This window comes from Thioalkalivibrio sp. ALE21, from assembly GCF_003208255.1.
GTDB classification, from domain to species: Bacteria; Pseudomonadota; Gammaproteobacteria; order Ectothiorhodospirales; family Ectothiorhodospiraceae; genus Thioalkalivibrio; species Thioalkalivibrio halophilus.
In genome coordinates this window covers 237,388-259,402 of the sequence record NZ_QKMA01000002.1, presented here as the reverse complement: position 1 = coordinate 259,402, position 22,015 = coordinate 237,388, and the positions used below count along the sequence as shown (strand labels likewise).

The following is a 22,015-nucleotide window of genomic DNA, read 5'->3' as shown; positions in this document are numbered from 1 at the left end:
CGATGGATACCCTGACCGTTCAACCCGGCGGCGTCCTCAGCGGGACCCTGCGGGTCGCCGGCGACAAGTCGATTTCGCATCGGGCGATCATGCTGGGGGCGCTGGCCGAAGGCGCCACCCACGTGACCGGCTTCCTCGAAGGGGAGGACTGCCTCGCTACCCTGGAGGCGTTTCGCGCGATGGGTGTCCCCATCCGCCGCGAAGGGCCGGGCGAGGTCATCATCGAGGGGGTCGGGATGCACGGCCTGCGTGCGCCCGATGGTCCGCTGGACATGGGCAATTCGGGTACCGCCATGCGACTTTTGTGCGGTGTGCTCGCCGGGCAGGCGTTCGACAGCGAGCTCACCGGCGACACCTCCCTGTCGCGTCGGCCCATGCGCCGGGTCACCGAGCCGCTGGCGCGCATGGGCGCGCAGATCGACACCGCCGAAGGCGGCACCCCGCCGTTGCGGGTGCGGGGCGGACAGCCGCTGCAGGGCACGGAATACGCCCTCGAGGTCGCCTCCGCCCAGGTCAAGTCCGCACTGCTCCTTGCCGGCCTGTGGGCCGAGGGCCGCACCTGCGTGACCGAACCCGCGCCAACCCGCGATCACACCGAACGCATGCTGGAAGGTTTCGGCGTCGAAGTGGAACGTGACGGGGCCACGGCCTGTGTGGCCGGCGGCGGGCGCCTGCGCGGTGGCGACGTGGACGTACCCGCGGACATCTCTTCGGCCGCCTTCTTCATGGTCGGGGCGTCGATCGCGCCAGGTTCCCACGTGATCCTGCGCCACGTCGGGGTCAATCCGACCCGGACCGGCGTGATCGAGATCCTCCGCCGCATGGGCGCCGATATTCGTCTGCTGGATCTGCGCGAGGTCAGTGGCGAGCCGGTGGCCGACATCGAGGTGCTGTCGCACGAGCTGCGCGGGATCGAGATCCCGGAGGATCAGGTGCCGCTGGCCATTGACGAATTCCCGGCCATCTTCATCGCCGCCGCCTGCGCCCACGGCGAGACCGTGCTGACCGGCGCCGAGGAATTGCGCGTCAAGGAAAGCGACCGCATCCAGGTGATGGCCGACGGCCTCGCGGCCCTCGGCGTCGACTGCGAGGTTCGGCCGGACGGCATCCGCATTCAGGGGGGCGACGGTTTTCAGGGTGGCGAGATCCAGAGCCACGGAGATCACCGCATCGCCATGGCCTTCGCCATGGCCGCACTCCGCGCCGACGCGCCCGTCACCATTCACGATTGCCGCAACGTCGCGACGTCGTTCCCCGACTTCGCCGACCTGGCGCGGCAGACCGGACTGCACCTGGAGGCCCAATGACCCCGGTACTGACCATCGACGGTCCCGGCGGCGCAGGCAAGGGTACCGTCTGCATGCGCATCGCGGCGGCCATGGGCTGGCACCTGCTCGACAGCGGCGCGCTGTACCGCCTGGTGGGCCTGGCCGCACGCCGGCAGGGTGTGGAGCCGGACGACGCGGCGGCCGTCCCCGACCTGGCTCAGGCGCTGGACGTACGCTTTGAAATCGACCGCGATGCCACACGGGTCACGACCCTGCTGGAAGGCGACCCCGTCGACGAGGAGCTCCGCACCGAGCAGGCGGGCAACGACGCCTCGCGTGCAGCAGCCATTCCCGCCGTACGCGAGGCGCTGCTGCAGCGCCAGCGCGATTTCGCGGTGCCGCCGGGCCTGGTCGCCGACGGGCGCGACATGGGGACCATCGTGTTCCCCGAAGCGGATCTGAAGATCTTTCTCGATGCCAGTGCCGAGGAACGTGCGCGGCGTCGCCAACTGCAGTTGCTGGAACAAGGACTTAGTGCTAGCCTTGAAGATCTTCGGGAAGAGATGGAAGAACGCGACCGTCGCGACCGCGAACGCAGCGTGGCGCCGCTCAAGCCGGCCGAGGATGCCTGGGTCCTGGATACCACGGATCTGGACATCGTCGCCGTGGTCGATCTCATCCTGGAGCGCCTGCGGGACGTACTCCCGGAAGACCGCCCCCCTGCCGACGAAACCCCCGGCAGCGGGATCGACAACACTTGAAACCGGTTTCAGGAAGTTTCTGTAACCGCATTTAATTTAACAGGTTTTTAAATCCATGAGTGAAAGTTTCGCGCAACTGCTCGAAGAGAGCATGGCCTACACCCAGATGCAGCCGGGTGCCATCCTCAGTGCCACCGTCATTGAGGTGAACCCGGAAGTCGTCGTGGTGAACGCGGGCCTGAAGTCCGAGGGGGTCATCCCCACCGAGCAGTTCATGAACGACGAAGGGGAACTCGAAGTCGCCGTGGGCGATGTCGTGGAAGTTGCCCTGGAAACCCCGGAAGACGGCTTCGGCGAGACCCGCATGTCTCGCGAGAAGGCCAAGCGTGCCAAGGCCTGGGATCGCCTCGAACGGGCGATGGAAGACGAGGAATACGTCACCGGCAAGATCTCCGGCAAGGTCAAGGGCGGCTACACCGTCGAACTGGGCGACATCCGTGCATTCCTGCCGGGTTCACTCGTGGATGTCCGTCCGGTGCGCGATACCGCGTATCTGGAAGGCAAGGAGCTGGAGTTCAAGCTCATCAAGCTGGATCGCCGTCGCAACAACGTGGTCGTGTCGCGTCGCGCCGTGGTCGAGCAGGAATACAGCGCCGAGCGCGAGGAACTGCTCAAGAACCTGCAGGAAGGTGCGCAGGTCAAGGGTATCGTCAAGAACCTCACCGACTACGGTGCGTTCCTGGATCTGGGCGGCATCGACGGCCTGCTCCACATCACCGACATGGCCTGGAAGCGCGTCAAGCATCCGTCCGATGTCGTTGAAATCGGCCAGGAAGTCGAAGTCAAGGTGCTCAAGTTCGATCGCGAGCGCATGCGTGTCTCGCTGGGCCTGAAGCAGCTGGGCGAGGATCCGTGGGAGAACATCACCCGCCGTTACCCGACCGGCACCCGCATCTTCGGCAAGGTCACCAACATCACCGACTACGGCTGCTTCGTCGAGATCGAAGACGGCGTGGAAGGCCTGGTGCACGTCTCCGAAATGGACTGGACCAACAAGAACGTGAACCCGGGCAAGGTCGTGGCCATTGGCGACGAGGTCGAGGTGATGATCCTGGACCTGGACGAAGAGCGTCGCCGTATCTCGCTGGGCATGAAGCAGTGCCAGTCCAACCCGTGGGACGACTTCGCCGCCAACCACAACCGTGGCGAGAAGGTCCGTGGCCAGATCAAGTCGATCACCGATTTCGGCGTGTTCGTGGGCCTGGAAGGCGGCATCGACGGCCTGATCCACCTGTCGGATCTCTCCTGGAGCGAGTCGGGCGAAGAGGCTATCCGCAACTTCAAGAAGGGTGACGAGGTCGAGGCCGTGGTCCTGTCCGTGGATCCGGAACGCGAGCGCATCTCCCTGGGCCTGAAGCAGCTGGACCGCGACCCGTTCGCCAACTTCGTGGCCGAACACAGCAAGGGCAGCATCGTGAAGGGTACGGTCAAGGAAGTGGACGCCAAGGCCGCCGTGATCGAACTGGCCGATGGCATCGACGGGATCCTGCGCGCCGCCGACATCTCCCAGGACCGCGTGGAAGACGCGCGCACGGTGCTCAACGTGGGCGACGAGGTCGAGGCCAAGTTCATGGGTGTGGACAAGAAGACCCGTGCGATCAGCCTCTCCATCAAGGCGAAGGATCGTGCCGAGGAGGCCGAAGCCGTGTCCGAATACGGGCAGGGCGGCGGCGCCACCACCTCGCTGGGCGACCTGCTGAAGGAACAGATGGGCAAGAACGACTAAGCCCCGTTCCACCGCCCGCATCCGCGTCGCAATCGCGGGTGCGGGCCTTTTTTTGTCTTTCCTCCCCCTTTGCTGCGAGTGCCAGATGACCAAATCGGAATTGATCGACAATCTTGCCCGCAAATCACCGCACCTTCCGCCACGCGACGTCGAGCTGAGCGTCAAGGCCCTGCTGGAGCGGATGAGTCAGGCACTGGCCAGTGGCGAACGGGTGGAAATTCGCGGATTCGGCAGCTTTGCGCTGCATTTCCGGCCCCCGCGCATGGGTCGGAATCCCAAGACCGGCGAGGGCGTGGCCCTGCCCGGCAAATATGTCCCTCACTTCAAGCCCGGCAAGGAATTGCGGGAACGCGTCAATGACGGCGCGCAAAAGGACCAGTAGGCGGATACGACGAATGGCCGAGCGCGGAAAGTCCCGGCTGCGGCATTGGGTCGCATTCGTGGCCCTGATCCTGATCTCCTCGAGCATCGGGATCCTGGTGGTGTTCAACGAGGGCGCCGCCACCCTTCATCTCCCCGGTCTCACCCTCGAGGCCCCCTTGATCGTGCTCCTGGGCCTGAGCGCCCTGGCGGGTGTACTGATTGCATCCCTGATCTTCTGGCTCAGGCTGCGGCGTCTGCAACGCAAGATCGACCGGCTGCGGGATGAGAACCGTGCGCTGCGGGTCGAAGTGGAACAGCTGCGGACCGCGCCGATGCGGGATTTCTACTGAACCGGAATGATTGAGGACTGGTTCTGGCTGCTGTTGCCGGTTGCCGCCGCCAGTGGCTGGTGGGCCGCGCGCCGAGGTGTTCCCGAGGAGGAAGAAACCCGCGATCCCGCGCTGGACCGCTATCTCCAGGGCGTACGATATCTGCTGGACGATCGTACCGACGATGCCCTGCAGACCTTCATCGAAATGGTCGAAGTCGACCATGAAACCTTTGAAACGCACGTGATCCTGGGGCGCCTGTTCCGGCGGCGGGGCGAGGTGGACCGCGCGATCCGCATTCACCAGAACCTGGTGGCGCGCCCGGCGCTGACCGACGCCCAGCGGGCACAGGCGCTGTGCGAACTGGGCCAGGACTTCCTGCTGGCGGGGGTGCTCGATCGGGCCGAGGGGGTGTTCCGCGAACTCATGAATTCGCCGAACCAGGCCTCCGAGGCACTGGAAGGCTTGCGGCACGTGTACGAGACGCAGCGCGAGTGGGGCAAGGCGATCGAGGTCGGCAACCGGCTGCGCGCCGAGGGCTCGCCACAGGAACCCCTGCGGGTTGCGCATTACCATTGCGAACTGGCGAGCGAGGCGCTGGAACGCAATGACCTGGCCGAGGCCTCCGAACGGGCAGGCCAGGCCGAAGCCCTGGTACCGGGCCTGTCGCGGTCCCTGCTGCTGAAATCGGAAATCGCCGAACGCGAGGGACGCATTCGCGAGGCCATTGATCACGGCAGCGACGCAGTCGCCCGGACGCCGCGGCTGGCACCGTTGCTGGTCCCGCGGCTGGAGCAGTTGCATCAGGCCCTGCCGGGCGAGCATCGTCTGGCGGCGCTGGAACAAGTACTGACCGACCTGGCCGAGGAACGCGGCGTGACCATGGCGCGTATCGCACTGATGCGGCTGTATCGACGGACCGGACGCATGGACCGGGCGCTGCATGAGCTGGGGGTCATCCTGGCCCAGCGTCCGGTGCCCACGTCGGGGCTGCTGGAGGCGGTGCGCTGGATGAAGGTACTGCCCGCGGTGCAGAGCTACGTGAGCGAATTTACGGCCTTCGAGAAGGCGCTGTCGGATCAGCTGCGCAGTCAGCACCTGTATCAATGCACCAACTGCGGCTACCAGGGCCGCGGCCATGTCTGGCAATGCCCCAGCTGCCGGCGCTGGGACACCCTGCGCGGGCTGGATTTCGATATCGATCAGACCACCGAGGACGCCGAAGCGGCGCTGATTCGCGAGGAGAGCCACTGAATGGACCCGGTAACGGAAACCCCGAACCTGCAGGAGCCGCGGCTGATCGTCGCCCTGGACTTCGCCTCCGGCGACGAGGCGCTGGCCTTTGCCCGCGGTCTGGACCCCCGCCAGTGTGCGCTGAAGGTGGGTTTCGAGCTGTTCATGGTCGCCGGACCGGACCTGGTCGAACGCCTGCACGCTCTCGGCTTCCGGGTATTCCTGGACCTCAAGTTTCACGACATCCCCAACACGGTTGCGGCCGCCTGTCGCGCGGCTGCCCGCATGGATGTGTGGCTGGTGAACCTGCACGCTTCCGGCGGCCTGGCGATGATGCGGGCGGCCCGTGACGCGGTCCGCGAGGTCAATGAACGGACGGCCCTGCTGGCCGTAACGGTGCTGACCTCCAGTGACCGCGCAACCCTGGAGGAGACCGGCGTACAGGACACCCCGGATGGCCAGGTCATGCGCCTGGGGCGCCTGGCGGTGGAGCAGGCGGGGCTGGACGGGCTGGTCTGCTCGGCGCGCGAAGCTGCGATGCTGCGCCGGGAGCTGGGAGCGGCGCCCAGACTGGTGACACCCGGGATTCGCCTGGAGACGGCCGGGGGCGACGACCAGAAACGGGTGATGACGCCGGAACGGGCACTGGAGGCCGGCGCCAGTGCCATTGTGGTCGGCCGGCCGATCACCCGTGCGCAGGATCCCGCCGCGGCGATGCGGACGATCGCGGGACGCATGCAGGGGGTTTCCCCGACGCAGTGATCGGGCTAGGATCCATGGTGAGCGCACGGAAGATGGCGCTCGCCACCATTGAAAAAACAAGGAGGTTCACCATGATCCGTACTGTATCCATGTTCCGTTTTGCCCGGGTGTTGCTGCCCGCCATGGCGCTGGGGCTGAGCCTCGGCTCGCCGGTCACTGCCGGCGAACAGGTGCCCGTCAACGTCAATTCGGCACCGCTGGAGGAGCTGGTCACCCTGAGCAATGTCGGTGAGGTCACGGCGCGTGCCATCCTCGAACACCGGGAAGAACACGGTGATTTCGAATCCGTGCAGGCCCTGACCGAGGTGTCCGGCATTGGCGAACGGACGGTGGAAATGAATCTGGATCGGATTGAACTGGAATAGGTAGAGCGGCCGGGGCATGACCGCCATCGTGCGGCCATGCCCCGCAGCCCGGAGGGCACATGACCGAAAAGAGCAAACGAATCCGTACCGCGGTCTTTCCCGTGGCCGGCATGGGGACGCGCTTTCTGCCGGCGACCAAGGCCAACCCCAAGGAAATGCTCCCGGTGGTGGACAAGCCGCTGATCCAGTATGCCGCCGAAGAGGCCGTCGCGGCGGGGATCGATACCCTGGTGTTCGTCACCGGACGTAACAAGCGCGCCATTCCGGATCACTTCGACAAGGCGTACGAGCTGGAGAACGAGCTGGAGGAACGGGGCAAGACCAAGCTCCTCGAACGCATCCGCAACATCGTTCCATCGAGCGTCACCTGCGTGTATCTGCGCCAGGCCGAAGCCCTGGGGCTGGGGCATGCGGTCGCGTGTGCGCGCCCCGTGGTGCGCGAAGAACCGTTCGCCGTGATCCTGGCGGATGACCTGATCGAGGCGGTCGATGGCGGGGCCACCGCGCAGATGGTGGAACAGTACAACAGCCATGGTTGCAGCGTGCTGGGCGTGGAAGAGGTGCCCGAAGACCGCACCCATCAGTACGGCATCATCGATCCGGAACGCACAGCCCCCCGCAGCTGGGACGTGAAGGGCATCGTGGAAAAACCCGATCCGGCCGATGCGCCGTCGAACGTGGCCGTGGTCGGGCGCTATGTGCTGACGCCGCGGATCTTCGATCTGCTGGAACGGCAGGAACCCGGGGCCGGCGGCGAGATCCAGCTGACCGATGCCATCGACCGCCTGCGCGAGGAGGAGCGCGTGACGGCCTGGGAGTTTTCCGGGCGACGTTTCGACTGCGGCAGCAAACTCGGCTACCTCAAAGCCACAGTCGAGTTCGCGCTCAAGCACCCCGAACTCAAGGACGATTTCCGCGACTACCTGCGCACGCGGACGGACAGCTGACGCGTCCGGGCCCGGCGCTCACCACCAAAGCCGACGATGCCGGGGCCGAACCGGCAACCGCCCGCGCCAGTACTGGATCATCAGCAGGCCGACCACCATGCCGCCCAGATGCGCGAAATGGGCGATCCCCGACATGGTCCCGGACACCCCCAGATAGAGCTCGAGGATGCCGTAGCCGATCACGAAGTACTTGGCCTTGATCGGAATCGGCAGGAAGATCAGGAACAGGCGCTGGTTGGGGAACATCATCCCGAATGCCAGCAGCACCCCGAACACCCCGCCGGAGGCCCCCACCGTGGGGTAGATGGCATCACCGTTGCCCCCCGCTGTAACCACCAGCTGCACCAGACCGGCCCCGATCACGCAGATCAGGAAATAGGTCGCGAACATGCGCGAACCCCATGAATTCTCGACCTGAACACCCAGCATCCACACCACGAACATGTTGACGAACAGGTGCAGCGGCCCGCCATGCAGGAAGCCGTAAGTCACCAGCTGCCAGATCTGGAAATCCGGCACGCGCATCATCGACCCGTCCTGCATGATGGTGGACGGGGTACCAATCGGCCACAGGGCGAAATGGGCCATCAGCCAGTTGCCCAGGGCGGGCATGGCCAGGAACAGCAGGACGTTGGTGACCAGCAGAAAGCCGATCACCGGAGGCATCATGCTGAAGCGTGGCGAGCGCGGGTCAGGATGAGTCATGCGGAGGGTGCGCCGGTCCGGCTCAGAAGTCGTCGGTCACGGCGCCGCGGCTGGCCGAGCCGACGGAGCGTGCATACTTCGCCAGCACCCCTCGGGCCGCGGGTGGCTCGGGGGCCTTCCAGGCGGCCCGGCGGCGTTCCAGTTCCTCGGGATCGATGTCCAGATCCAGCTGGTTCCGGTCGGCGTCGATCACGATCGGGTCGCCTTCCTGCACCAGCGCGACAGGGCCACCGGCGGCTGCCTCGGGCGCGACATGACCCACGACCATGCCGTAGGTGCCGCCGGAGAACCGTCCGTCGGTGACCAGGCCCACCGCGTCCCCCAGTCCGGCACCGATCAGCGCCGCGGTGGGAGCCAGCATCTCGCGCATCCCGGGCCCGCCGCGCGGTCCTTCATGGCGAATGACGATCACGTCGCCCTCGCGGATCTTGCCGGCGAGAATCGCGTCGAGGCAGGCCTCCTCGGAATCAAATACCCGGGCGGGTCCCCGGATGCTGCGCCGCTTGAGGCCGGTCACCTTGGCCACGCCACCTTCGGGGGCCAGGCTGCCCTTGAGGATCGCCAGGTGGCCCTGTGGATAGAGCGGGTCGGCCGGAGTGCGGACCATGTCGGCGGCCTCCGCCGGCGGGGCGGCGGGCGCATCGCGAAGGGTCTCCGCCAGGGTTTCGCCGGTGATCGTCAGGCACTCCCCGTGCAAAAGGCCGGCGTCCAGCAGCAGGCGCATGACCAGCGGTGTGCCGCCGGCCTGGTGGAAGGCGGTGGTGACGTAACGCCCGGAGGGCTTGAGATCGCACAGGACCGGGGTGCGACGGCGAATCCGTTCGACATCGTCCAGATCCAGGGGCGCCTCGGCGGCGTGCGCGATCGCCAGCAGGTGGAGCACCGCGTTGGTGGAGCCGCCCAGGGCCATGACCACCGCGAGGGCATTCTCGAACGCCGGCCGGGTGAGGATGTCGCGCGGCTTGCGATCGGCATGGATCGCCTCCAGCAGGACCTCGCCGGAGCGCGCCGCGGACTCGCCTTTTTCCGGATCCTCGGCAGCCTGGGTCGAGGATCCCGGCAGGCTCATCCCCAGCGCCTCGAAGGCCGAGGACATGGTATTGGCGGTGTACATGCCCCCGCAGGAACCCGCGCCGGGACAGGCGTTGCGCTCCACGCCCTGCAGGTCCTCGTCGGACAGCCGACCGGCGCCGTGCTGCCCCACGGCCTCGAAGGCACTGACGATGGTCAGTTCCTGGCCCTTGTAATGCCCGGGCTTGATGGTGCCGCCATAGACGAAGATGCCCGGCACGTTGAGGCGGGCGAGGGCGATCATCGCCCCGGGCATGTTCTTGTCGCAGCCCCCGGTGGCCAGCACCCCGTCCATGCTCTGCCCGTTGACCACGGTTTCGATCGCATCGGCGATCACCTCGCGCGAGACCAGCGAGTACTTCATCCCCGGCGTGCCCATGGAGATGCCGTCGGAGATGGTGATGGTGCCGAAGGTCTGGGGCATGCCGCCGGCCTCACGCACCGCTCGTTCCGCGCGTTCGGCAAGCGCGCCGATTCCCGTGTTGCAGGGGGTAATCGTACTGTGCGCGTTGGCAATCCCGACGATCGGACGCTGGAAATCGTCGTCTCCGAACCCGACGGCGCGCAGCATGGCGCGATTGGGTGTGCGGCGCGGCCCTTCGGTGACCACGCGCGAGCGGCGGTTGTCCTGGCTCATGGTGTCCTCAGTGTGTCCGGGTCTGGTTCTCGCGACTGTAACGCCCGTTCATGAAGCGGTCGAAGAACTTGCCCAGGTCCGGGTGATCGATCTGTTCGCCCGAGGTGTCGCTTTCCAGATGGCGCTCGGCCACATAGGTGCTGTGGGTGTAGCCATCCACCAGCACGTGGTACCACGGTTGGTCCTTGGGCGGCCGGCTCTTCGCGACCGTCTCGTACCATTCGTCCGAGCCGTTGTAGACCGGGTCGACATCCACGATGACGCCGCGGTAATCATACTTGAGGTGATGGACGATCTCGCCCACCGAAAAACGGGTGCCGCTGGCCATGGTGCAATCTCTCTGCTCGCAGGGGTGAAAACAAAAGAATAGACCGGGCGAGCCCGGGGCGCGTCACGCCGTCTCAGGGTTCGTCCGGTTCCTGTCCGGATCCGCTCGGGGCCGCCTCCCGCCGCGGGCCGTACTGCTTGAAAGCCTCCCGCACGCGCTGCATCTCCGCGGCATCCAGCAGGGCGGGGCCGCCGATGGACAGGCTCAGCACGTACTGCTGCGCCAGCAGTTCGACCTCCTCGGTGAGCCACAGCGCGCGTGCGAGGTCCGGCCCGGTGGCGATCATCCCGTGGTTCGCCAGCAGACAGGCGTAGCGGTCATCCAGTGCGGCAAGCGCATGTCGCGAGAGTTCCGGGGTCCCGAAGGTGGCATACGGGGCACAGCGGATGGAGTCGCCGCCGGCGGCCGCGATCATGTAATGCAGCGGCGGGATGTCGCGCTGCTGGATCGCGACCACGCTGGCGTACACCGAATGCACGTGCACCACCGCATGGATATCTTCGCGTTCCCGCAGGATCGCGCGATGAAAATGCCATTCGCTGGAAGGCTTCTGGTGCGCGGGCCAGCGTCCCTCGGCATCCATGTACACCAGATCCTCCGGCGCCAGGTCCTCGTACGCCACGCCGGAGGGGGTGATCAGCAGGCCGTGACCGCAGCGTACACTGACGTTACCGGATGTACCCTGGTTGAGGCCGCGCCGGTTGGTTTCCAGCGCCGTGTCGATCACCGCCTCGCGCAACTGTTGCTCGTTCATGCGCCTGCCTTCGTCCGGAACCGTCCCGCGCATTCTGCCTGACGGGCGCGCCCGGAGCATCCGGCCGCAAGGGTTCCGGGGAGTTCGCCCCGGGCAAGCACCCGTCCGTTCGCGGCCAGGGCCGCTCCTACCTCTGCAGGAGCCTGCTTGCAGGCGAACCGAGCCGGAGTCGCCGAAACGGCCAGCGCGAGCGCCAGCAGCAGGATCATCGTGGTGGCCACGCGCCCGATAACCGGCCAGCGATGCAGCTGGCGTTCGGTCAGGGTCCACCAGTGGGCCAGCCGGGCCATGCCGGGCAGGGGGCGCGGGGCGCTTCGGTCCGGTCCGGATTGCCGCGCCGCGACCGCGCCGATCCCGGGCCACCGGGATCGCAGCCACCATGCCTCGCCTGCCAGCACCCCGGCCAGTAGCAGCGGCCAGAGGCCGTCCCCGAGGGCCGTTGAAGTCAGGGCGTATTCGCGCAGGGAGGTATCCGCTAACCACCAGGGCAACAGCAGCCCCGCAACGAGGGTCAGCAACCAGGGTGTCATGCCCCTGGTGTCAACGGCGCCGCCGGTCGTCGGCTTCAAGTCGGGCTCCGGGGGATGGCTGGCCGCGCGGCGCAGGAAATGCAGCATCAGCAGGGCGGTGGCGGTGCCGGTCACCCCCGCCAGCCAGCCGGGCATTCCGGTCGTGAGGGCGGCCTTGGCCAGGGCGCCGCCGGAGAGCGGCGCGGCCGCGAGCGCGGCCCCGGCCAGCACCAGGCCAAACAGCAACGCCCTCCGGGTGCACCGATCCGCCGCCGTGGCCAGCAGCCCCGTTCCGAGGAACAGCGCCCCCTTGGCCAGACCGTGATGAGCGAGCATCACCGCCAGGCCCGCCCAGACCGCGGCCGGCGACGTCCCGGCCGCGGCCATCCCGAGCAGGGCGACCACCAGACCCATCTGACTGACGCTGGACCAGGCGAGGATGGTCTTGGGTTCGGACTGGCGCAGACCCGCGGCCACGGCATAAAAGGTGCCCGTGAGGCCCAGCGCGGTCAGGATCAGGGCGCCGTGCCCGGGGATCTCAAGACCGCCTTCCAGCAGTCGCCATGCCCCCAGGGCGCCGACCTTGATCATCACCCCGCTCAGCACCGCACTGGCCGGCACCGGCGCCACCGCGTGGGCCCGGGGCAGCCAGGCATGCAGCCCCGGCGCGCCCAGCTTCAGGCCGAAGCCGATCGCGAACAGCAGGGCGGCGGCCGGTTCCATGCCCGCACCCAGTCCGACGAGATCCGGCGAATTCCCCGGACCGGCGAGCATGGTGGTCCAGGCCACCGCCGTGAACAGCGCGACCTCGCCGATCAGCATCAGGCCGAGGTAGAGCCGTCCGGCCCGCAGGGCCGTCACGCCGCCGGTGTGGGTGACCAGACCGTAGGCCGCGAAGGTCATCAGCGCGAAGCCGGCATAGAAGGTGAGCAGATCCGCCGCCAGCACCAGCAGCAGGTAGCCGGCCAGGGTCAGAAGCCAGAACACGGCAAACCGCAGCGGGTGTGTCAGCGGGTGTCGATGGGCGTACGCCCCGGCGAGCAGCCACAACAGGGCGCCGGGCAACAGAAAGGCGCGGGCCGTGCCATCCAGCGCCAGACGGGCCTGATCCAGCAGCCCGGGCAGCACGATCCCGGCATCGGGGTCGGGGCCTGCCAGGGCCAGCAAGAGCGCCGGCAGGGCCGCCAGCGGCAGCAGGATGGTGGCCCGGCGACGCAGGGCGGGGAGCGCGAGCGCGGTCAGGGCCAGCCATGGCGCCAGCACGGCCAGCAGCAGTGCGAGCTGCGTGGCGTTCATGCGGCCAGCCCCCCGGCCGCAAAGGCCGAGCGCAGCGCCGTGGCGAACAGGCCGCTCCCGATCGCCGCCAGGGCCAGCAGCAATGCGGCCCGGGGCATGGCGAGCGGAATGGGCAGCGGTTGCCCCTGTGCGGACACCACGGCCGCATCAACGCTTCCCGCACGCAATGGATCACGCAGGATGCGCCACAGGTATCCGGCGGTGATGAACGTCCCGAGCACGATCACTGCCGCCCAGGGCCAGGCGCGCGCGGCCAGGGCCGATTCCAGCAGCCACCACTTGGCAACGAAGCCCCCGCTGGGCGGCAGACCCACCAGACTCGCCGCCGCCAGCGCGATCGCGATCCAGGCCAGCAGGCTGCCGCCGGCCATCGGCGGGCCGATACGGCGCAGATGGTCGCTGCCCCATTGCCACGCCAGGCAGCCCGCTGCCAGGAAGAGGCTGCCCTTGGCCAGGCCATGGGCCAGCAGCAGCATCAGCATGCCCGCGTGGGCCTGGTCGGGCAGGGCCCCGGCGGTCGCCAGCGGGAACACCAGCAGGCCGAAGCCCAGCTGCGAGACGGTCGAATACGCGATCACCATCTTCAGATGGCGCTGGAGCATGGCCAGCACACCGCCCCAGATCACCGCCGCCGCCCCCAGCAGGCCCAGCAGCTGTGCCGGCAACCCCGGAAGCATTCCGACAAACGGACCGAACCACAGACGCACCAGCAGATAGAACGCCGCGGTCACCACCACAGCGGAAAGCACCGCACTGACCGCCGCATGCGCTCGCCCATGGGCCGAGGGCAGCCAGAAATGCAGCGGGAAGATCGCCCCCTTGAGCAACAGACCCAGGGTGATCATCACCGCGGCCGCCAGGGTGACGGGTTCCTCCGCGGCCCGGCCGGTCAGCAGGGCGATATCCAGCGCGCCGTACTGTCCGTAGAGCAGGGCGACGCCCAGAAGATACAGCGTGGACCCCAGCAGCGTTGCGAGGAAATAGCGCCATGCCGCGGCGAGCGCCGGCCCGCCGGCGGCGGCGATCAGGGCCACCGCCGCCAGCGCCACCATCTCCAGGATCACGTAGAGATTGAACAGGTCGGCGGACAGGAACAAGGCATTGAGCCCGCCCCACAGGAACAGCCACAACGGCCAGAAATAACGTCTCTGGCGACTGTCCGGCACCAGACGGCGCTCGGCAAGGCGATAGATCGCCGCGGCCAGCGCGACCACAGTGGTCAGGACAAGCAGGGTCAGGGCGAGGGCATCGATCTGCCAGCCGATTCCCAATGGCGCGGCCCAGCCCCCCAGATCCTGGCGCCAGGGGCCGGTGCGCAGGTTTTCGAGGACCAGAACGGCCAGTACCGGCAACAGCAGCAGTCCGGTACCCAGCGTCGCCATGCGGCCCCGGCGCGGATGCGCGAAGGCGACGGCCGCCGCCATCAGCGGCAGCCCCACCACCACGGCCGTAGCCAGCGCGGTGTTCACGGGTTGCGCGACTCCTGGTCGCGGCCGCTCACCGGCCCGCCACGGCGTTCCAGCAGGCGGACCATCAGCCCCAGTGCCACCGCGGTGGTGGACACCGTCACCACGATGCCTGTCAGCACCATGGCGTGGGGCACGGGGTCCAGCACCTCGGCTGCATGTGCCAGCGCCACCAGCAGCAGGAAGACCGCGGTGGTCAGGACGTTCAGCGCGAGGATCTTGCGCATCAGCTGCGCACGGACGAACAGCCCGTGCAGGCCAATGATCAGCAGCGCGACCGCCAGCAGCAAGTACAGGGTCATGCCGGCCTCCGGGTGTCCCAGTCGGCCGGGGGCTCGCCACCCAGATACAGCGCGAACAGCAGCAGCGCGATGGAGAGCCCCGCGGCAAGCTCCAGCAGCAGGATCAGCCAGCCGGCCAGCTCGACCGGGTACTCGAAGAACCCGTGACCCCCGACCATCACCGCGAAGGCCACCCCCAGCATTGCGGTCATCCCCAGCGCGAGCGCCCAGCGCCACGGGCCGTAGACGTCACCCGACAGCCAGGGCCGGGCGCCGGCCAGCAGCATCAGCACGCCGCCGGCGCCCATCACCGCACCGGCCGGGAAGGCACCCCCGGGCGCATGACTGCCCCGCCACAGCAGATAGGCCGAAACCAGCACGAACGCCGGGAACAGCACGCGGCCCAGAGCGGGCAGGGCGGGCGACACCAGTTCGGGCGAGGAAGGCCAGGGGGTAGGACCCAGCGACCACAGCACGACCACGCCCAGCAGCAGAATGGCGATCTCCAGCAAGGTGTCGAAGGCGCGGAAGTTGAGCAGTACGGCGGTGACCGGGTTTTCCACCCCGGAGCGCCCGAGTTCCGCGGCCACCGGTTCGCCCAGCCCCGGGGCCGGGAGCAGCCACGCCGCCCCGCCCAGGCCGGCCAGCAGCAACAGCCCCATCGGCAGCCAGAACGCCCGGTCGCGCCCGCGCTGGCACACATCCGACGCGCGCCCCGCCTCCCAGTCCAGCCGCCCCAGCGCGGACAGCAGCAGCGCACCGGTGATGCCCGCGCCGATTGCCGCTTCGGCCAGAGCGATGTCCGGGGCCTCCAGGCGCACCCACGCCAGCGCCATCAGCAGTCCGAACACCATGAAACTGACCACCGCGCGGAACAGCCCCGCCGCGTGGATCGCCTGCCAGGCGGTCCACAGCAGGGCCGTGGCCAGAACCCCGTCGAATGCCAGACCCAGGGCGCCCATTCACAGCCCCCACGGCCGGATACCGCGGCGCAACGCGGCGCGTGCGATCAGACCCGCCCCCACGGCCGTGGCGACCAGCATCAGCAGCCACACCAGCAGCAGTTTCAGGGTCAGGGTCAGACTGCCCGAATACACCCCCAGCCCCAGGCAGATCATGCCCAGGCCGATGTTGTCGGCCTTGGGCTGGGCATGCAGGCGGGTATACACATCCGGAAAACGCAGCAGCCCCAGCGTACCCAGCAGCAGGAACAGCACACCGCCCACCGTCAGGATCCCCCCGATCACGCCCGTCAGGCTCACGGCCGGTGCTCCTCGTCGCTGGAACGGGTGCGGCCGGACCAGGCGCGGTTCACGAACGTGACCACCGCCAGCGCCGATAGCAGCGCAAACACCAGCGCCAGATCCACCAGGGCCTCGCGCTGCGTCAGCACTGCCAGCAGCAGCGCGATGGCGATGGCCGAGGTCGCGAACATCTCCGCGGCCAGCATGCGGTCGGCGGCCGTTGGCCCGCGCAGCACCCGCATCAGCCCCACCACGATGTTGAGCATCAGCAGGATCACCAGGAACGGGAACAGATCAGTCATTGGGCGATTCCGGCTGAAACATGTTCATCACATGCCCCTCCAGACGCTCCAGCATGTCCTGGGTCCGGCGGGGACGGGCCAGCACGTGCAGCGTAATCGCCTGTTCCGAGATGCGCACGCACAGGGTCCCGGGCATCAGATTCACCAGATTGGCGAACATCAGGCGCGGGGTCCCCGCCGGCAGCGCCCAGGGGTAATCCAGCAGGGCCGGCTCCAGCGGGCAACGGGGATGCACCGCACGCCAGGCCACATCCAGCGCGCTGCGCAGCGAAAAGAACAGAAACACCGGCACGAAGGCGATGATCCCGCGGATTCGCCAGCCCCCCGTCCATCCCGGCGCGAAGGGATTGAGCCAGGCCGCCGCCAGGATCGCCGGCACGCCCCACCACCAGGCCCCCGGATCGCCCTCGGTCAGGATCCACCAGATCCCGGCGTAGCCCGCCACGCGCAGCACCCGCCCCGACCAGCGCGCCCGGGCCACCCCCGCACGGTTTCCCCGCAGCCCGCCACCGGATCCGTCCATGCTCCATCCCCGCACCACAGTCGCCAATGCCCGCCAGTTTCCCCCACCCGGGCCGCATCGCGCCAGCGGGCGGAGCAAGGTCGCCTTCGCCCGGAATACACCGAAATTCTGGCATCCTCGCGATTGCGATATTCCCTCCTGGTATTTAGGGTTTAATCGGGAATGCCAGACCCTTCTGTGGTGACCCTGGATACGGGTCGACATCACCGCGAGAGACGACGGGCACGGGGGAGATATGGGTGCAGGAAAAGGCAACGATACCGATTACGGGCCGTACGATGCGCAAGAGATGGAGGGCGCACTGCGGCGGTCGCTGGCGACCGACCGGCTGACGCTGGGCGTGCGGCTGGCCACCCTGGTGGTGTTCTACGCGCTGGCTGCCCGGGCGGTGGCCGACGGGCTGCCCGCCAGCCACCTGCTGATACCGCTGGTGTTCGAGTTCGTTTTCATGCTGTGGCTCGGCCTTGTGATTTCGCGCACCGTGGTCGACTGCCCGGACTTTCGCGCTGCCAACGGAATCGGACTTGTCCCGTTGTTCTGGACGCTGGCCGTGGCCGGAGGAGCGCTGATCTGGCTGGCCTGGGGCGAGGACGGCCTGTCAGCCGCTCGCGTGCCCGATGCGGCGCTGCAAACCTGGCAACACAGCATCGAAACCGGTCTGGTCTGGGCAATGCTCGCCGGCGTCATCGGGCTGACCGCCGCCAGCGCGCACGAGATCGCCGAGTGGCGACGCACCGGGGGAGCTTTCATATGGACCTCGACGCTGTTTGCAACCATGCGGATTTTGCTGGCGATATTCGTGCTCCCGCTGGTTATTTTCCTCCTTCTGCCCCTGTTGATCCCGCTGATCACACAGATGATCCACGGGGAGCTCAATCCCGCCTGGGCGGTGTGGACGGTACTCCTGGTGCTCGACCTCGGCGTGGTAGTGACGGGCGCATTGCTGCATCGTCACCTTGAGCAAAAGGCTGCTCAGGAGGCCTGATTCGTTACGGGAAAGCGGATGCGGGGCGGCCCCGCGAGTTGCTGTAAATGAGGATGTACGGCCCCGGTGCAAGGGCATGAGGGCCTTTGCATGATCGGGGTGGCGGCTGCACGCAAGACGGGGCGACGGATAGCGGTTGGGCTTCCCGGATCGGTTCCGGGGGCGGCATGGTGGCGAGCCCGTGTCCTGACGGAGGAGAGTGTTTGCGCGCCCAGCGGCCGGGGCATGGCCCGGCCGTGGCGGGGTGGAATCGGGATCGATACCATGACGCTCGGCCGGGCGACGGGCGTTGTCGTCACGTCGGGCGAGCATGGCCGGGCAAACGGCGGATGCGACACACCCCCTCACGCGATTCAAGGATGGCCCCTGCATGATCCTCACCCTGAACCAGCTCGAACGGCACCTGTTCGCGGCGGCGGACATCCTCCGCGGGCGCATGGACGCCTCGGAGTTCAAGGAGTACATCTTCGGCATGCTGTTCCTGAAGCGCTGTTCCGACGTCTTCGAGCAGCGGCGGGAAGAGGTGCGCGACAACCTGCGCGCCAGCGGCAAGAGCGAGGAAGAGATCGCCAGGCTCGTCGAGATGCCCAGCTGGTACAAGTCGGACTTCTACGTCCCGCCCAAGGCGCGCTGGGAGTACCTGCTTCACGAGGCTCACCAGGGCGTGGGCAACGAGCTGAACAAGGCCCTGGCCGGACTGGAGGAGCACAACCCCAGCCTGGCCGGGGTGCTGGAGCACATCGACTTCACCCGCAAGGTGGGCTCCACCACGCTGCCGGACAAGAAGCTGCGCGACCTGATCGTCCACTTCAGCGAGTACCGCCTGCGCAACGAGGACTTCGAGTTCCCCGACCTGCTGGGGGCCGCCTACGAGTACCTGATCCGCGATTTCGCCGACTCGGCCGGCAAGAAGGGCGGCGAGTTCTACACCCCGCGCCCGGTGGTCCGCATGATGGTGCGGCTGATGGACCCGCAGGAGGGCCACAGCGTGTACGACCCGTGCATGGGATCGGGCGGGATGCTGATCCTGTCCAAGGAGAACCTGGAAGAGCAGGGCGGCGACACGCGCAAACTCAACCTGTTCGGGCAGGAGGCCTCCGGCTCGGTCTGGGCCATCGCCAAGATGAACATGTTGCTGCACGGGATCAGCAGCGCCGACCTGCGCAACGAGGACACCCTCACCGACCCGCAGCACGTCGAGGGCGGCGAGCTCAAGCGCTTCGACCGCATCCTCACCAACCCGCCGTTCTCCATCGGCTACACCTCCAGCCCGCACTTCCCGGAGCGCTTCCACTACGGCAGCGTGCCCGAGGGCGCCAAGAAGGCCGACCTGATGTTCCTGCAGCACATGGTCGCCAGCCTGAACGGCAACGGCCGCCTGGCCACCGTAATGCCCCACGGCGTGCTGTTCCGCGGCGGCGACGAGAAGCGCATCCGCGCCGGCCTGCTGGAAGACGACCTGGTGGAGGCGGTGATCGGCCTGGCGCCCAACCTGTTCTACGGCACCGGCATCCCGGCCAGCATCCTCGTGCTGCGCGCCAGGGGCGCCAAGCCCGAGGAGCGCCGGGGCCGCGTGCTGTTCATCAACGCCGATCGTGAGTACCACGAGGGCCGCGCCCAGAACCACCTGCTGCCGGAACACATCGAGAAGATCGTCAGCACCTGGGATGCCTTCGAGGATGTGCCCGGCTTCGCCCGGGTCGTGCCCCTCGAGGAGCTGCGCGAGAACGACTACAACCTGAATATCCGCCGCTACGCCGACAACACCCCGCCGCCCGAGCCCCAGGACGTGCGCGCCCACCTCAAGGGCGGCGTGCCGGTGAAGGAGATCGAGGCCCGGCGCCCCCTGTTCGACGCCCAGGGCCTGGACCCGATGCACCTCTTCACGCCCCGTCCGGACGATCCCGACTACGTGGACTTCGCCGACCACCTGAGCGAGAAGCGCGACCTCAAGCCGGCCATCGAGGCCGACGCCGGCCTGCAGGAACGCGAGGCCCGCGTGCTGGCCGCCTTCGAGGCCTGGTGGGGCGTGCACGGCGCCAGCATCACCGCGCTCTCCGGCAACGGCGGCCGCCTGACCCGGCTGCGCGACGAGCTGCTGGGCAGCTTCTCCGCCGCCCTGGAGCCCACCGGCATGCTCGACCGCTTCGCGGTGCGCGGCATCATTGCCGGCTTCTGGTTCGACAACAAGAACGAGTTCCGCACCCTGCAGACCCGCGGCTGCCTCGGCGTGGTGGACGCCTGGCGCACCACTATCGTGAGCCTTCTGGAGGACGAGCAGAGCAAGGCCAATCCGCTGGATCACCGCCTGGTGCACTTCCTGCTGCAGGACTACGTGGCCGAACTCGAAGAGCTGACCGCCCGCAAGGCCGAGCTGGACGCCCGGATCAAGGCCGCCGAGGTCAAGCCCGAAGGCGACGACGACGGTGGGGACGAAGCCACCACCGAGGACGACGATGCCCCGACCCCGGACGAGATCAAGGGGTGGAAGAGCGAACGCACCCAGGTGAAGAAGCAGCACAAGGCCAAAGTCGCCAGCTTCGAGACGCACCTGAACACCGCCGTGGAGGCCCTGGACGAGCCCGCCGCCGCCGAGCTGGTCGGCACCATCCTGCACAACGACCTCAAGGGCATCCTCGAACGCCACATCCGCCAGCAGCGCCAGCAGGTGATCGCCGCCTTCGAGACCTGGTGGGACAAGTACCGGGTGACGCTGGCCGACATCGAGGCCGAGCGGGATGCCGCCGCCAGGGAGCTGCAGCAGTATCTGGAGGGGCTGGGGTATGTCTGAGTGGCAGCAAGTGACTTTACATGAGGTTTGCTCGTTCAAGCGTGGGCTATCTTATTCGGGCTCAGATGTCAAAGAGGATACGCCGAGCGGAATTCCATTTATAACTATAAAAAACTTCCACAAAGGCGGTGGATTCAACTTTTCCGGCTTCAAAAAATATATTGGGAAAAATCACGCCGACTTCACTGTGAGTCCGGGCGACCTATTGATTGCAAATACGGATGTAACAAGGAATGCTGACATAATAGGGTCGGCCATCATTGCCCCTGAAGTAGATGGTGACATCGCTTTCTCGATGGATGTCACCCACCTTGATGTAGATAAAAACAAAGCATCGCCAGCTTTTGTTTGTTATCGACTGCTTCTTGATGATGCTCGCGAGCACATGAAGGGCGCTTCCGCCGGCTCAACTGTCTTACACTTGAACCTAAAGCAAGCATCTGCATTTCCCTTTAAGATCCCGACTAAAAGCGAACAGAAAGTAATAGCGAGAATCCTCGACACCCTCGACACCCAGATCCAGAAAACCGAAGCGCTGATCGCCAAGCTGGAGAAGGTCAAGGAGGGCCTGCTACACGACCTGCTGACCCGCGGCATCGACGAGAACGGCCAGCTCCGCCCCAGCCCCGAGCAGGCGCCGGAGCTCTACAAGGAGTCGCCGCTGGGGTTGATTCCGAGGGAGTGGGCGTGTGTTGCGATTGGTGAGACGGCTACCTCTACCACCCTTGGCACTGCAAACAGGGGGGCGGATTCAGCGGGAAAAACTAAGCTCATCAAGATGGGCAATCTTGATTGGGGAAACACCTTGTCGATTCTTGACGTCGAGAGCATCTCGGCCAGCAAAGTCCAGGACGGCCTTTTCCTGAATGATGCGGACCTTCTTTTTAACACAAGAAACACTCCTGAGCTGGTTGGAAAAACTTGCTCATGGAAAGGCGATGGATCTCTCTTTACGTTCGATAACAATATATTGCGTCTTCGTTTTTCCGAGAATCTCAATGGCCACTTTGTCGCATCATACATGGGTGGAGCTATTGGAAGAAGGCGTATAGGTCGTCTCGCCACAGGAACAACTTCGGTTGCAGCCATATACTGGCGGAGTCTGTCGAGGATGGAACTCCCAATGCCGAGTCCAGATGAACAACAGTTAATCGTTGATAAAATTGATTCATCCCAAAAGAACATTAATGCTCTAAACGATGGCTTGACCTCTCTTCAACGGCTGAAGGTTGGCCTAATGGATGACCTCCTTACCGGCCGTATCCGCGTCACCCCGCTGCTCAAGCAAACCCAGGCCACCACCCCGGCATAGACCGGGGCTCTTGCAACAACATCACAACACCAGGACCACATCGCACAGGGAACCGCC

Annotated in this window: 23 protein-coding genes; 12 read left to right on the top strand and 11 right to left on the bottom strand. The window is 66.7% G+C overall.

Annotated elements, in window-relative coordinates; all coding sequences use genetic code 11:
* Positions 1-2 precede the first annotated feature (2 nt).
* The 9 genes from aroA to galU all read left to right on the top strand — a co-directional run bounded on the left by aroA (position 3) and on the right by galU (position 7,754).
* A complete protein-coding gene (gene aroA / locus D893_RS02890) occupies positions 3-1,307 on the top strand; it encodes a 3-phosphoshikimate 1-carboxyvinyltransferase (RefSeq protein ID WP_018945978.1) in 1,305 nt (434 codons plus the stop codon).
* Positions 1,304-2,029: a (d)CMP kinase gene (gene cmk, locus D893_RS02885; protein ID WP_018945979.1), complete on the top strand. Its 726-nt coding sequence runs from the start codon at positions 1,304-1,306 to the stop codon at positions 2,027-2,029. The genes aroA and cmk overlap by 4 nt, the downstream gene beginning before the upstream one ends.
* Positions 2,030-2,084: 55 nt before the next feature.
* A complete protein-coding gene (gene rpsA / locus D893_RS02880; protein WP_018869437.1) occupies positions 2,085-3,755 on the top strand; it encodes a 30S ribosomal protein S1 in 1,671 nt (556 codons plus the stop codon).
* 85 nt (positions 3,756-3,840) lie between these two features.
* Positions 3,841-4,137, top strand: a complete 297-nt coding sequence (locus D893_RS02875) for an integration host factor subunit beta (RefSeq protein ID WP_018869436.1) — start codon at positions 3,841-3,843, stop codon at positions 4,135-4,137.
* Between the two features lie 13 nt (positions 4,138-4,150).
* Positions 4,151-4,468, top strand: a complete 318-nt coding sequence (locus D893_RS02870; RefSeq protein ID WP_018945980.1) for a LapA family protein — start codon at positions 4,151-4,153, stop codon at positions 4,466-4,468.
* Positions 4,469-4,474: 6 nt separating this feature from the next.
* A complete protein-coding gene (locus D893_RS02865; protein ID WP_110619103.1) occupies positions 4,475-5,701 on the top strand; it encodes a tetratricopeptide repeat protein in 1,227 nt (408 codons plus the stop codon).
* The gene (pyrF, locus tag D893_RS02860) at positions 5,702-6,442 is read left to right on the top strand and encodes an orotidine-5'-phosphate decarboxylase (RefSeq protein WP_110619102.1); all 741 of its coding nucleotides are present in this window, start codon (positions 5,702-5,704) and stop codon (positions 6,440-6,442) included.
* Positions 6,443-6,564: 122 nt separating this feature from the next.
* On the top strand, positions 6,565-6,807 hold the full coding sequence (locus tag D893_RS02855; protein WP_051073616.1) for a helix-hairpin-helix domain-containing protein: 243 nt from the start codon (positions 6,565-6,567) through the stop codon (positions 6,805-6,807).
* 59 nt (positions 6,808-6,866) lie between these two features.
* On the top strand, positions 6,867-7,754 hold the full coding sequence (gene galU / locus D893_RS02850) for a UTP--glucose-1-phosphate uridylyltransferase GalU (RefSeq protein ID WP_110619101.1): 888 nt from the start codon (positions 6,867-6,869) through the stop codon (positions 7,752-7,754).
* Between the two features lie 18 nt (positions 7,755-7,772).
* Here galU and D893_RS02845 read toward each other — a convergent pair whose 3' ends face one another.
* The 11 genes from D893_RS02845 to D893_RS02795 all read right to left on the bottom strand — a co-directional run bounded on the left by D893_RS02845 (position 7,773) and on the right by D893_RS02795 (position 16,870).
* Positions 7,773-8,459 carry a rhomboid family intramembrane serine protease gene (locus D893_RS02845; RefSeq protein WP_110619100.1) on the bottom strand — a complete coding sequence of 229 codons (687 nt, stop codon included), beginning with the start codon at positions 8,457-8,459 and terminating at the stop codon, positions 7,773-7,775.
* A gap of 22 nt (positions 8,460-8,481) precedes the next feature.
* Complete coding sequence (gene ilvD, locus D893_RS02840; protein WP_110619099.1) at positions 8,482-10,167, bottom strand: dihydroxy-acid dehydratase; 1,686 nt, start codon at positions 10,165-10,167, stop codon at positions 8,482-8,484.
* A 7-nt stretch (positions 10,168-10,174) separates the two neighbouring features.
* Positions 10,175-10,495, bottom strand: coding sequence for a heat shock protein HspQ (gene hspQ, locus D893_RS02835; RefSeq protein ID WP_018869428.1), 321 nt, complete (start codon positions 10,493-10,495; stop codon positions 10,175-10,177).
* A gap of 73 nt (positions 10,496-10,568) precedes the next feature.
* Positions 10,569-11,249 (bottom strand): class II aldolase/adducin family protein, encoded by a 681-nt coding sequence (locus D893_RS02830; protein WP_168409924.1) that lies wholly within the window; start codon positions 11,247-11,249, stop codon positions 10,569-10,571.
* Positions 11,246-13,054, bottom strand: coding sequence for a complex I subunit 5 family protein (locus D893_RS02825; protein ID WP_110619097.1), 1,809 nt, complete (start codon positions 13,052-13,054; stop codon positions 11,246-11,248). The genes D893_RS02830 and D893_RS02825 overlap by 4 nt, the downstream gene beginning before the upstream one ends.
* Entirely contained in the window at positions 13,051-14,523 is a 1,473-nt protein-coding gene (locus D893_RS02820; RefSeq protein WP_110619096.1) for a proton-conducting transporter membrane subunit, read from the bottom strand. Before D893_RS02820 ends, D893_RS02825 begins: the two co-directional genes overlap by 4 nt.
* Positions 14,520-14,822, bottom strand: a complete 303-nt coding sequence (locus tag D893_RS02815; RefSeq protein WP_110619095.1) for an NADH-quinone oxidoreductase subunit K — start codon at positions 14,820-14,822, stop codon at positions 14,520-14,522. The genes D893_RS02820 and D893_RS02815 overlap by 4 nt, the downstream gene beginning before the upstream one ends.
* Positions 14,819-15,763, bottom strand: coding sequence for a hydrogenase subunit MbhD domain-containing protein (locus tag D893_RS02810; protein WP_110619094.1), 945 nt, complete (start codon positions 15,761-15,763; stop codon positions 14,819-14,821). The genes D893_RS02815 and D893_RS02810 overlap by 4 nt, the downstream gene beginning before the upstream one ends.
* The gene (gene mnhG / locus D893_RS02805; RefSeq protein ID WP_018945992.1) at positions 15,764-16,063 is read right to left on the bottom strand and encodes a monovalent cation/H(+) antiporter subunit G; all 300 of its coding nucleotides are present in this window, start codon (positions 16,061-16,063) and stop codon (positions 15,764-15,766) included. It abuts the gene before it with no gap.
* On the bottom strand, positions 16,060-16,347 hold the full coding sequence (locus tag D893_RS02800) for a monovalent cation/H+ antiporter complex subunit F (RefSeq protein WP_018945993.1): 288 nt from the start codon (positions 16,345-16,347) through the stop codon (positions 16,060-16,062). The genes mnhG and D893_RS02800 overlap by 4 nt, the downstream gene beginning before the upstream one ends.
* On the bottom strand, positions 16,340-16,870 hold the full coding sequence (locus tag D893_RS02795; RefSeq protein ID WP_110619093.1) for a Na+/H+ antiporter subunit E: 531 nt from the start codon (positions 16,868-16,870) through the stop codon (positions 16,340-16,342). The genes D893_RS02800 and D893_RS02795 overlap by 8 nt, the downstream gene beginning before the upstream one ends.
* Positions 16,871-17,105: 235 nt before the next feature.
* On the opposite strand from D893_RS02795, the gene D893_RS02790 reads away from it, so the two are divergent.
* From D893_RS02790 to D893_RS02780, 3 genes are all read left to right on the top strand, one after another.
* The gene (locus D893_RS02790; RefSeq protein ID WP_018945995.1) at positions 17,106-17,855 is read left to right on the top strand and encodes a hypothetical protein; all 750 of its coding nucleotides are present in this window, start codon (positions 17,106-17,108) and stop codon (positions 17,853-17,855) included.
* Positions 17,856-18,225: 370 nt separating this feature from the next.
* Positions 18,226-20,646: a class I SAM-dependent DNA methyltransferase gene (locus tag D893_RS02785; RefSeq protein ID WP_110619092.1), complete on the top strand. Its 2,421-nt coding sequence runs from the start codon at positions 18,226-18,228 to the stop codon at positions 20,644-20,646.
* Positions 20,639-21,958 carry a restriction endonuclease subunit S gene (locus D893_RS02780; protein ID WP_110619091.1) on the top strand — a complete coding sequence of 440 codons (1,320 nt, stop codon included), beginning with the start codon at positions 20,639-20,641 and terminating at the stop codon, positions 21,956-21,958. The genes D893_RS02785 and D893_RS02780 overlap by 8 nt, the downstream gene beginning before the upstream one ends.
* Positions 21,959-22,015: the final 57 nt, after the last annotated feature.

Excerpts from the sequence above, each read along its gene's own strand:
- aroA (WP_018945978.1), top strand. The coding sequence starts at position 3 with ATGGATACCCTGACCGTTCAACCCGGCGGCGTCCTCAGCGGGACCCTG.
- cmk (WP_018945979.1), top strand. The coding sequence starts at position 1,304 with ATGACCCCGGTACTGACCATCGACGGTCCCGGCGGCGCAGGCAAGGGT.
- rpsA (WP_018869437.1), top strand. The coding sequence starts at position 2,085 with ATGAGTGAAAGTTTCGCGCAACTGCTCGAAGAGAGCATGGCCTACACC.
- D893_RS02875 (WP_018869436.1), top strand. The coding sequence starts at position 3,841 with ATGACCAAATCGGAATTGATCGACAATCTTGCCCGCAAATCACCGCAC.
- D893_RS02870 (WP_018945980.1), top strand. The coding sequence starts at position 4,151 with ATGGCCGAGCGCGGAAAGTCCCGGCTGCGGCATTGGGTCGCATTCGTG.
- D893_RS02865 (WP_110619103.1), top strand. The coding sequence starts at position 4,475 with ATGATTGAGGACTGGTTCTGGCTGCTGTTGCCGGTTGCCGCCGCCAGT.
- pyrF (WP_110619102.1), top strand. The coding sequence starts at position 5,702 with ATGGACCCGGTAACGGAAACCCCGAACCTGCAGGAGCCGCGGCTGATC.
- D893_RS02855 (WP_051073616.1), top strand. The coding sequence starts at position 6,565 with ATGGCGCTGGGGCTGAGCCTCGGCTCGCCGGTCACTGCCGGCGAACAG.
- galU (WP_110619101.1), top strand. The coding sequence starts at position 6,867 with ATGACCGAAAAGAGCAAACGAATCCGTACCGCGGTCTTTCCCGTGGCC.
- D893_RS02845 (WP_110619100.1), bottom strand. The coding sequence starts at position 8,459 with ATGACTCATCCTGACCCGCGCTCGCCACGCTTCAGCATGATGCCTCCG.
- ilvD (WP_110619099.1), bottom strand. The coding sequence starts at position 10,167 with ATGAGCCAGGACAACCGCCGCTCGCGCGTGGTCACCGAAGGGCCGCGC.
- hspQ (WP_018869428.1), bottom strand. The coding sequence starts at position 10,495 with ATGGCCAGCGGCACCCGTTTTTCGGTGGGCGAGATCGTCCATCACCTC.
- D893_RS02830 (WP_168409924.1), bottom strand. The coding sequence starts at position 11,249 with ATGAACGAGCAACAGTTGCGCGAGGCGGTGATCGACACGGCGCTGGAA.
- D893_RS02825 (WP_110619097.1), bottom strand. The coding sequence starts at position 13,054 with ATGAACGCCACGCAGCTCGCACTGCTGCTGGCCGTGCTGGCGCCATGG.
- D893_RS02815 (WP_110619095.1), bottom strand. The coding sequence starts at position 14,822 with ATGACCCTGTACTTGCTGCTGGCGGTCGCGCTGCTGATCATTGGCCTG.
- D893_RS02810 (WP_110619094.1), bottom strand. The coding sequence starts at position 15,763 with ATGGGCGCCCTGGGTCTGGCATTCGACGGGGTTCTGGCCACGGCCCTG.
- D893_RS02800 (WP_018945993.1), bottom strand. The coding sequence starts at position 16,347 with ATGACTGATCTGTTCCCGTTCCTGGTGATCCTGCTGATGCTCAACATC.
- D893_RS02795 (WP_110619093.1), bottom strand. The coding sequence starts at position 16,870 with ATGGACGGATCCGGTGGCGGGCTGCGGGGAAACCGTGCGGGGGTGGCC.
- D893_RS02790 (WP_018945995.1), top strand. The coding sequence starts at position 17,106 with ATGGGTGCAGGAAAAGGCAACGATACCGATTACGGGCCGTACGATGCG.
- D893_RS02785 (WP_110619092.1), top strand. The coding sequence starts at position 18,226 with ATGATCCTCACCCTGAACCAGCTCGAACGGCACCTGTTCGCGGCGGCG.
- D893_RS02780 (WP_110619091.1), top strand. The coding sequence starts at position 20,639 with ATGTCTGAGTGGCAGCAAGTGACTTTACATGAGGTTTGCTCGTTCAAG.